The 9718-nt window shown below is 43.8% G+C and carries 9 protein-coding genes; 3 read left to right on the top strand and 6 right to left on the bottom strand.

Translation table 11 applies throughout. The annotated features are described in order from the left end of the window. The coding region (locus B4K26_RS08945; protein ID WP_296244936.1) for an alpha/beta fold hydrolase at positions 1-848 on the bottom strand (848 nt) is incomplete at its 3' end. 353 nt (positions 849-1201) lie between these two features. Here B4K26_RS08945 and B4K26_RS08940 point away from each other — a divergent pair. After that, the gene (locus B4K26_RS08940; RefSeq protein WP_296244935.1) at positions 1202-1879 is read left to right on the top strand and encodes a TIGR00730 family Rossman fold protein; all 678 of its coding nucleotides are present in this window, start codon (positions 1202-1204) and stop codon (positions 1877-1879) included. Positions 1880-2070: 191 nt separating this feature from the next. Here B4K26_RS08940 and B4K26_RS08935 read toward each other — a convergent pair whose 3' ends face one another. Continuing rightward, entirely contained in the window at positions 2071-3606 is a 1536-nt protein-coding gene (locus B4K26_RS08935) for an FAD-dependent oxidoreductase (protein WP_296244933.1), read from the bottom strand. 614 nt (positions 3607-4220) lie between these two features. On the opposite strand from B4K26_RS08935, the gene B4K26_RS08930 reads away from it, so the two are divergent. Beyond that, complete coding sequence (locus B4K26_RS08930) at positions 4221-4655, top strand: hypothetical protein (protein WP_296244932.1); 435 nt, start codon at positions 4221-4223, stop codon at positions 4653-4655. A gap of 354 nt (positions 4656-5009) precedes the next feature. After that, positions 5010-5288, top strand: coding sequence for a type B 50S ribosomal protein L31 (locus B4K26_RS08925; protein ID WP_068405148.1), 279 nt, complete (start codon positions 5010-5012; stop codon positions 5286-5288). Between the two features lie 98 nt (positions 5289-5386). On the opposite strand, the gene B4K26_RS08920 is transcribed toward B4K26_RS08925, so the two are convergent. The 4 genes from B4K26_RS08920 to B4K26_RS08905 all read right to left on the bottom strand — a co-directional run bounded on the left by B4K26_RS08920 (position 5387) and on the right by B4K26_RS08905 (position 9690). Further along, positions 5387-6217: an SGNH/GDSL hydrolase family protein gene (locus tag B4K26_RS08920; protein ID WP_296244931.1), complete on the bottom strand. Its 831-nt coding sequence runs from the start codon at positions 6215-6217 to the stop codon at positions 5387-5389. Beyond that, positions 6211-7608: a nicotinate phosphoribosyltransferase gene (locus B4K26_RS08915; protein ID WP_296244930.1), complete on the bottom strand. Its 1398-nt coding sequence runs from the start codon at positions 7606-7608 to the stop codon at positions 6211-6213. The genes B4K26_RS08920 and B4K26_RS08915 overlap by 7 nt, the downstream gene beginning before the upstream one ends. A 130-nt stretch (positions 7609-7738) precedes the next feature. Next, the gene (locus B4K26_RS08910; RefSeq protein WP_296244929.1) at positions 7739-8809 is read right to left on the bottom strand and encodes a bifunctional nicotinamide-nucleotide adenylyltransferase/Nudix hydroxylase; all 1071 of its coding nucleotides are present in this window, start codon (positions 8807-8809) and stop codon (positions 7739-7741) included. A 251-nt stretch (positions 8810-9060) separates the two neighbouring features. Further along, on the bottom strand, positions 9061-9690 hold the full coding sequence (locus tag B4K26_RS08905; protein ID WP_296244928.1) for a glutathione S-transferase family protein: 630 nt from the start codon (positions 9688-9690) through the stop codon (positions 9061-9063). Between the last annotated feature and the right edge of the window lie 28 nt (positions 9691-9718).

Raw genomic sequence — 9718 nt, 5'->3', positions numbered from 1 at the left:
TCAGGCGCTTTTACATGAGTTTTGCGACTAAAATAACGCATATGACCGATACTGTTTAAACCAAACTCTTTTGGTTCAAAAAAGCGTTTTTCAACAGGCATCTTGCTAAAGACGCGGATCATGTCATCCATATTTGTGCTATTGGCAATCTCGTCATCGCTAAAGCCAAGCCATAAAGATGGTGTCGTTATATCATCATAAAAATGTGTTTGCACACTTTTACCAAAGGCAGTCTTGATATAGCCTGCGCCGTTACACCATTCGCGCCATTGCCTAGCGACGCCGCGCGGTAATGGTTCGCCCATGCCAATTTTATCCGCTGGCGTGTAGCCTAACGCCAAGTTGGTAAGGGGAATAAAAGCATCCATAAAGCCCATGGCTTTAAGCTTATACGGCATGTCCATATTGCTGATTTGCCCTGACGAGCAGGCAACATTAAACACTGAGGTGATAGCCTTATAATTTGGCATCAAACCAATCAGCTGACCACCTGCGCTATGACCAATTAAATGGTAAGTCGCAGCGGCAAATTCATCCTGCAAGGCATCAAGGATGGCTGGCATGTCGTGGCGACCCCAGCTGATTAAAGAGGCATCGCATTTAGTCAACTCGGTGGTAAGCGATTCGCCAATGCCTTCATTATCAAAGGTCAATACACCAAAGCCTTGCTCAGCTAGGTAAGTAGCAAAATTATGATAAAACTGACGTTTAATCCCCGTCGCTGGCGCAATCATGACTGCGACTTTTATCTCGTTTTTAGAGCGATAAACCGTCGCTGCCAACGCGCGATTGCGCTCAGTCATGATGCTCAGTGAGTAATTTGCTATTTGCGGCTGCGTGTTTTCCATGGTTTAACCTTAATAGGTGATTGTAATTTTTATCGGTAATTACTTTGATTACCTGAAAATATTCTATAGGTGATAAGCGTTTAAGGCTCAGTGTTCAGCATGTAGTAGTTGCGTAATGATAAGCTGTTTAAGACAGAGGCTAACGGTGGTATGACCGCGTGATATTCGTGCTTATGGTAAAATAAATCTTAATTAAGAAGGTTAGCGAAAATGACTTCTAAGTTCTATGCGCCAGTTCTACCTGATTCATTTTTACCAATTAATACACATCAAAAAAACAACACTTATAACTAATCATGTTTTAATAGCTCAGTATTTAATAAGAACAAGTGATATAAAATTAAGGAAACTCTATGCAAATGAAAATTAACAATGACACCTATGAAGTTATTACCAGTCAAGATATTACCAATATTGAAAAAGCGGTAGATAAATCATCTTTAACGATGCCACTAGTTGCGGTTTACTGTGGGTCACGTTTGGGTAATAGCGAAGTTTACGAACAAGCCGCCCGCGAGTTGGGTAGTGCGCTTGCTGATAACGGTCTGGGTTTGGTTTACGGCGGCGCGAGCATCGGGCTGATGGGCGCAGTCGCTGATGAAGTCATCAAAGGCGGAGCAGAAGCGGTCGGCGTGATTCCAACCTTTATGCTCAAACACGAGATTGCCCATGAGCAGCTGACGCGTCTGCATTTAACCGACACCATGCACACCCGTAAAACAGTGATGGCAGAATATGCCGATGCCTTTATTACCTTGCCGGGCGGGCTTGGAACACTAGAAGAAATTATGGAAATTGCCACATGGCGCCAGCTATACCAGCATGAAAAACCGATGATTATCCTGAATATCAATGGTTTTTATGACTGTATGATTGAACATTTACAATATACGGCGGAGCAAGGGTTTATGAAGCAACAAGACCTTGAGCGTTTGGTGGTGTGCAATACCATCAATGAAGCGATTGACCTATTAAAAACTTTGGTAAGAATAGACGATGCGGTCGATACTGAAAAAATGGCTGGTAATTAAAAAAGTATGTCTTTTTGTCTATAAATGCTTTTATATAAAAAAGGAGAGCAGGGTTTATTATTAGCCTTGCTCTTCTTTTTTTACGTGATTTTTAGCGCTGATATTTATTTTAAATTGAACAACCTATTTTAAGTTGAACAAACTAAAGGTTTCGTAAATAGCCGCTGTAATAGCTTACATTTCATCAGTGTTTAAATTGTCTCATGAATACCATGATTTACGCATGCCATTGCTATTGGAAAGCCGCGCTCCTTAGCTAAACTACGGGCAACGCTATCAATTGCTAAGCTATCATTGTGCGCCAAATACGCCCACTCATGGGCATAACGATTACGGTTTGCTTGTGTATCATTATCAGCTAACCCTAGTGTCGTCAATTCATCGACGATTTGATCGGCCGCTATCAAGGTTGATGAAGCTTTAACATTTTCGGCGCGCGCATAGCGGATATTAGAGTACAAGCTTACGTCGGCAACGCGCAACGTATCGTCCTGACCAGGTATTTGCTGCCCCCCATAGAGCGCATTGCCGACAGTACGGGCGCTGTTAAAGGTCGGAACAAACTCAGCAACATAATCAATTGCTTGCTGGCTACGCGCTTGTAATGGCGCTTTATCCCAGCCATCTTCGATATAATGTAAGTATTGCGACGGCAATTTCGGTTGGGCGCTGTTCTTATTAGAAGCGACCAAACCATCATTAAATAGCGTGATAAATTTACTCATGCCATGTATTTGAAAATAACCACCGGGATACGGTGTTAGTTGCGCCATTCCTTCAGGAGTGCCGCGCTCGCCATAAACGATAATCTCAGGAATCTGTCCGCCCGTATCATTCCAATGAGTAATATAAGACGATTTAAATTCAACCATGCGCGTGACTTTGACGCCGACCATATCATCGATGATGCCAGTACGAAAACCACAAGCATTGATTAAGTAATCGACTTCGATAGAATCCGTTTTAGCTTCGATATCCGAGCTCGCCGATTGCTGATAATCGATGCGCCACTTGGTGACATGATGGTCAGCGTTTGAGCAGTTTTCACAATCGACAGGCATGACTTGCTGGACCTGAGTATCGGTAAACACGTGCGCATGCTCATACCCTTCTAATGCCAACTGTGCTGAAGCCGCCAAACGAAAGATATTCCAGCCGTACTCTTGCACCACAATCAGCGGAAACTTAACTTTATTTAGGTCCAAATACTTAGCGACTGGAATCATCCATTCATCAACCGTGTGCGGTACCGCTACTTGCTCACGCTCGGACAGCTCAATCAATTGTTCGTGGCTGTATAGCTGATAGTAGTTTTCAGGATCACCAAGCACCTTGTTATTGGCATCTAGTTCGATAAGCTTACGATAAGCATCAGTCAGAATATCAAGTCGCGGTAGCAAGTCTTCGGGCAAACCTTCATCGCGCGTCGGCACGGCAAATACCGTCGGGCGAACATCGATGGTATAAGGATAAAGTCGCAAAATATCGATGCACTGTTTAAGCAATGCGACGCAATCTTCGTCAGGAATTTCACGGTAAAGATTGCCGCCCGCATGTAAATGGCACATTGGCGGGCCGTCAATTAACGATTTGTTTTTTTCAAATAAATAGGTCTCAAGTCCTAATGCCGCGAGGCGAATTGCAATGGTTGCTCCAGCCGTGCCGCCGCCGAGAATACCAACCCGTTTGGTGGAAGGGGCTTGATTTGTTGAAAAAGAGTATGTCATTGTCGTTATTATATCCTTAGGCGCATTCCTATTATCAGAACATGCACGGCGTATTCATTTACTAATTTATTTATAGACAGTTGGTCGTTAGATAGGACATTGATATGCGTGCAGCGGGGTATAAGTTCAATATTTATCTTAAGGCGCCATAGTCACATTTATTATTGTTTAGTCATTCTTAATTTCTATAGCGTTATTCTACGAAAAACTAACATTTATATGACGGTAAATAAGTAAGTTGCTGCATGAGTTTTGTCAATGAATAAGCTACAAAAGAAGCGATGAAAAAGGACTAATGAAAGCATCAGCATCATGGAAATTTTCTTATGAAATGAGGGGCTTTGGTTTACTTCGTTGGTGGTCTGTATACGCTTTTGTAAATTTATATAACCATAGAAACGCCTGCTGTCATGTCTATGTTATATTAAAAACGCTTAGAAACAGGAATAGAAATATTAAGAATCGAAAAATATTAAAAACAAATTGATGTCAGCATAAAGCTGTTTCAACTATCAAGATTTCAACAATAAGATTTCTAAAAGTTTAAAGCTGCTGACGGCGATGAAAAAATGAATCGTACTTTTAATTATTTTTACTATAACAAGGAAGTTATTATGAAACACCTACTTATTCTATCGGTCATTTCTGGCACACTAGCGCTTAGCGGTTGCTCTACTTTTAACAACATGATTGGCAAAGACGATTCTGGTATGCACGATGTGAAATCAACCACCAAAAACACCGCGCCAGTTGCCAGTAAAAACGGTATGTTGGTCGATGCAACCAATCATATGACCCTCTATACCTTTGATAAAGATTCTATGAATAAATCAGAGTGCGGCTCAGCTTGTCTGGTTGCTTGGCCAGCGTTTTTGGCACCGAGTAATGCCAAGGCGTCAGGGCAGTTCGCCGCCTTTAAACGTGAAGATGGCAAGTATCAGTGGGCGATGAATGGTAAGCCGTTATACTTTTATGCCAATGATACCAAGGTTGGCGATAAAGATGGCGACAACAAACTTGGCGTTTGGCATATCGTCAAAACCAAATAATGTAAAATCATTTACATAGAAATAAAAAGCGGCTGAATATAGCTGCTTTTTTAATGGGTTGCGGATAACATTTATTAAAAAATTGTTATAGTTGTATAAGTACTTAGCATACCTTCTTGTCATAGAAGCGGCTTGCATCGAGCGGCAAAAACCGTTAAAATCGCGGTTTGATTTTCCCGCTGGGGAAAGGCTAAGTGAGCAGCGGTGTGGTGTTGGGTGCTGGAATAAGCCAGTGACGTAATTGCCAGACTGACAGATGTCCTTAGTGCCTCAGTTACGTGTGTTAGTGTGCTTGATAGTCAAAATGCCATTAAGCAAAAGCGCTGTACATACATCGGACATAGAGAGTTTATTATGCGTAAAGATATCCATCCTAATTACCAAGAAGTTTTGTTCCATGATACCAACGCTGACGTGTTTTTCTTAACTCGCTCAACCGTTAATACCAAAGCCACTCGTGAATACGAAGGTAAAGAATACCCATACTACCCACTTGATATCTCAAGTGCGTCGCATCCATTCTATACTGGCGAACAACGTAAAACGTCTACTGAAGGCCGTGTTGCAAGCTTCAACAAACGTTTTGGTGCGTTTGGTGGTCGTAGCAAGAAAGCTGCTGATTCTGCTGAATAATTTATACTTATGGTATAAATATATATCGCTAAGCAGTCTTTTGCTAAGCCAAAAAAAACCGCTGAATGATCAGCGGTTTTTTTTGCTTTATTTTTGGGTTAATTGGAGGAAGAATCAAGTAGTGTTACAATCAGCTCTGCCACTTGCTCGGCCCAATAACCATACATCAAACTGCTCGGGTGAAAACCGTCACTGGCAAACATCACTCTGATATCGATCGGCGTGCCGTTAGAGTGTTCTTCTATCATGCGCGCAAAGTCCGTTGCCATATAGGTGACATTGTCATGAGCGGCACAAATTTGCTGCAAGCTATTATCAAGGATAGCGGCTTTGGCACCAACGAAGTTATTTAACGGTGCCGGAATTGCTGGCATTTGTGCCATTGGCGGTAAGCTTAAAAAAACCAGCTCGCGTACCCCAAATTTGCGTTGGGCGATAGCAATGATATTTTCAATTTGCTGTTGCCATTGAGCCGCAGAGACTTTAGATGTGGTGTCATTAACGCCGACACTTAATACCATCACATCGATAGTCTGGCTTGGCGCAGGCAATACATAAAGCCTGCGCAAGATATCAAAGCTAGTATGCCCTGTGGTCGCTTGCAACGACCAGTTTAATGTATCAAAAGCACTTTGGATGGCGGGTTGCTCGGTCAAAATAGGTATCAAATGACCAACCAGCGCCTCTTGCTGCGTCTGACTACCGACGCCAGCCGCCGCTGAATCACCGACGACCATTACAGTTAACAACTTCTTGCTATCGTCATTTGAGGCATCAGTTACGCTATTTAGTTGAACCCAACCGTGTCTGTCGCCATTTGGTTCAGGCAGGCGCACGGTATCGCGCTTGATTTTTCGACCTTGATAAAGATATATAGGCGCGAGAAGCACATCTCTTGCCACTGCTGTCATTTTATTGGTATCTACCATCCTGCGCGCTCCCGAATCGTGGTGAGATTGTCTTCAATTAACAATTTACCATTAAGATAAACATTGCGTAGTAGGTTGTCTGTATCAGCGGCTAAATCTTCAGCTTTAATAGTCTTTAATGTCCCATCGTTATTTTTTATGAGTGCCAAACGACCTTTTTTTGAGCGTTTCGAACGGCTGGTGACGGGGTCTTTATAGATGTCTTTCCAAACGCCATCGATAGAGATGGCACTGGCTTTCATCGCCCAGCTCATGGTGTCGCGGTTGACTTGCTGCAATAAGCCGCCGCCCATGCCGAAGGTTACGTTTTCAGCGCTGAAGCCTGCTTTTAAGATTACATCAATAATTTTGCCTAAGCTTTGCGGGCTGATACCGTCGCCCTGGATAACGCGAACATAATTAGGCAGCACTTTATAACCCTTACTATTGATGGTCGTGCCAAATTTTACGGCCAAACGTTCCAGCGCTTCACGCACGACCTTAGCAGGATCGCCACTATCTGGTCGGATAACTAAGGTACCGCCCATAGTTTTGACGTCATCTTTTAGGCTGCCGCCCCAAATATTGTCAATGGCGTTCCATAAGTCGTAGCTGTCGGACACCACCGAAAAACTTTTGCCTGCGCCGCCAAACTGCTCAATCATATTGGCAAAGGCGGCAGTTTCTCCATCGCGTCCCCACGCCGTCATGGTGCTATGCTCAGCGGCAGGGATAGAAAAGGCTGCCATTTCTTTGTCCATGTGATACCAGCGACTGGCGGCAACCAAGGCCGTCATCGAGTCGGTTCCAGCAAAGTTCACCAAATGGGCAAGGCTACCAAGGGCCACAGATTCTTGACTAGACGCACCGCGCGAACCAAAGTCATGCAAACGGAAAATCAGCGACTCAGTATTGTCGGCAGACTTTTCTAATGCCTGACGAATAATGCCTTTGCAATAGTGCGAGACGCTAGCGACGGTTGAGGGATACCAAATCGCCCGCAGTAATGCCGTTTCGAGATAGCTTGGAAGCCAATAAAACTCAGGGTCAGTATTGATGATTTGGCAAACCACATTGGATACTGGCACCACGCTGCCTTCAGGAATGGCTTCGATGCGCAGTGGCAGATAGCCGTTATGCTTATCGACCAATAGCTCCCAACCAGCACGATTAAAGGTCAAGCCGTGCGCTTGAATGACCATTTCCGCCTCATCGATATCTTGATGGGTAATGGGGGTGCTTAGATATTCTTTAATAAAGGCTTGTAAGCCAAAAAACACCACTTCGTAGTCGCCTTTACGCGCCTCGATGTAGCTTGACAGATACTCGCTACCGCTTGGATATTGCACCCAGTGCGAGGTTTTATAGCTGTCGCTATTTAAGATTGAATTGTTTAAATTGCTAGTATACATCACAGAACTCCTCTGCTTTGAGATGTCGCAGCTGTTTTTTAAATAACCGCTGCAGCGGTGAGCCATTGCCGTCTATCAGCGCTGGCGTGGAAAATAGTGAATAGAAATTGAATAGTCGCCTGATAAAGATCTACAAACCAACCATTTTGGTGATAATTGCATAATGGTCTTCAAACATCATGGTCGCATCAAGCTCTGCAAGCGGAAGCCAAAAAGCTTTGGCTGCATCGTCGCCACCTTTTACTTTTGGCAAGCCTTTTGGGTCGCTTTTTAGCTGAAAGTAAAAGGCTTGAGTAATCGTACGACCACGCGCCGAGCGATAAGGATCGTCAAAGGTATGCTGACTATGACAAGAGCCGCGTAGTACCGGTTCAGGAACTTTAAGGCGCGTTTCTTCGCGAAGCTCGCGGATACAAGCATCAAAGAGGGTTTCTTTTGGGTTTAAAAAACCGCCCGGCAATGCCCAAAGCCCGCGCCCCGGCATGCTACGGCGCTCAACCAATAAAATATGCCCTGACTGGATAACCAAAGCATCAGCGGTCATAAAGGTTGGCGGGTAAGGCGCAGACTCCCATTGTCTTTTATATTTATCGACAAAATCGGCTTCTTTATGTAGATTTTGATAAGCGTCGGTCTTTTTAAAGTTATCAAGAACGTTGCGGGTTGACTCAGGGGTGCGCTCAGGCGTTGGCGTAGCGCCCATCAGGTAACTGTCACGAATAGGGGTGGCGGATAAATTGTGATAATTAGGCACAGAAACCGACGCCCAATTGGGGAATAAAGACAAATAATAAGATGAGCTGTCTTTTGAATGACCAATTAGCCCAATATCGCCTTCTAAATCGGCAGTGACGGACTTAACGCCCGCTTGTACATATTGCAGCCAGCGCGTGTCGTTATAGAGCGCATCGTCGAGGCCAACGCAGTGAATTCGCGCCGCTTCTGCTGGCGAGTAGGCGTTCTTTATCATCGCCACCCGTTCATCGACACTAAATGGATTTCGCAGACTGCGCGGAAGGTTGGCAGAGCCAATCAGCATAATGACGTTATCGGCACGTTTTAATGCCTCATCGACCACCGCTTTGTGACCACAATGGAACGGCTGGAAACGCCCGATAAATACCAAATAACGATAGTCTTTATTATTATTCTTTTTATCTGAACTTTGTTTATCGAAACTTTGTCCTAATGATTCACTCATGACTGCCAACTCCTGACCTACTGTTATCAATTCAAAATGACTCAAAGAGGCTAATACTGACACAGCCTATATCATGCTGACAAGTATAAAGATGTTTAGTGCTGTGCCACTAATGATGTGGAGGCGGTCTTCGCATATTGTGGTGTTTATTTTATTTAAGACCAACTATTTTTATTTAAGGCTGACTATAAAAGAAAAGACCCTTCTAAGGCATTAAAAGGGTTCCTCTAAAAAGGAGTCGTTATAAAAACCTATAGCGAGCCAATTTTCTCTAACCCTTCTTGACGCAAGATTTCAGTCAAACCTTTATCTTCTTCAATACGTTTGACAAAGGCATCAAGGTTTTTATAGTCAGACAAATCAATCTTAAACTTCTTAGACCAAGTTAAAGCGACGTACAGATAAATATCAGCAGTGGTTTTAGTGCCTGTCAGGTAGTCGTGCTTACCGAGTTGCTCGTTAGGCAGTCTGAGCAGATGCGCGATCTTTTCCTTAGCTTTTTCTTTTAAACTTTCTTGTGCTGTATCGCCTTCGACGAAGCCCTCAGGGCCAAAGAGCGGGGCAAAGGCTTTATGCAGATCGGCATTCAAAAACCCTAACCAGTGCATCATTTCACCTTTACCAGCCGGTGAGGTATCTGAGCCAAAGATATTGGCATCGGGATAGGTGGCATCAATATAGACTTGGGTGGCGATGTTTTGAGTAATGATAGTGTCGCCATCGACGATAGCTGGCACCGCCCCTTGCGGATTAATACGCAAATATTCTTCTGATTTAACCGAATCTTGATCTAAAATCTCCAGCGCATAATCTGCACCTGTCCATTCAAGTGCGGTATGCGGCACCATTGAGCAAGCACCCGGCATGATGTATAACTTCATAAAAAACTCCTTTGAATTTATTATTGAG

It is taken from the genome of Psychrobacter sp. UBA6766 (assembly GCF_002453355.1).
Classification (GTDB): Bacteria; Pseudomonadota; Gammaproteobacteria; order Pseudomonadales; family Moraxellaceae; genus Psychrobacter.
Note: the sequence above shows the minus strand (reverse complement) of the source record. Positions and strands in the feature narration are given on the sequence as shown.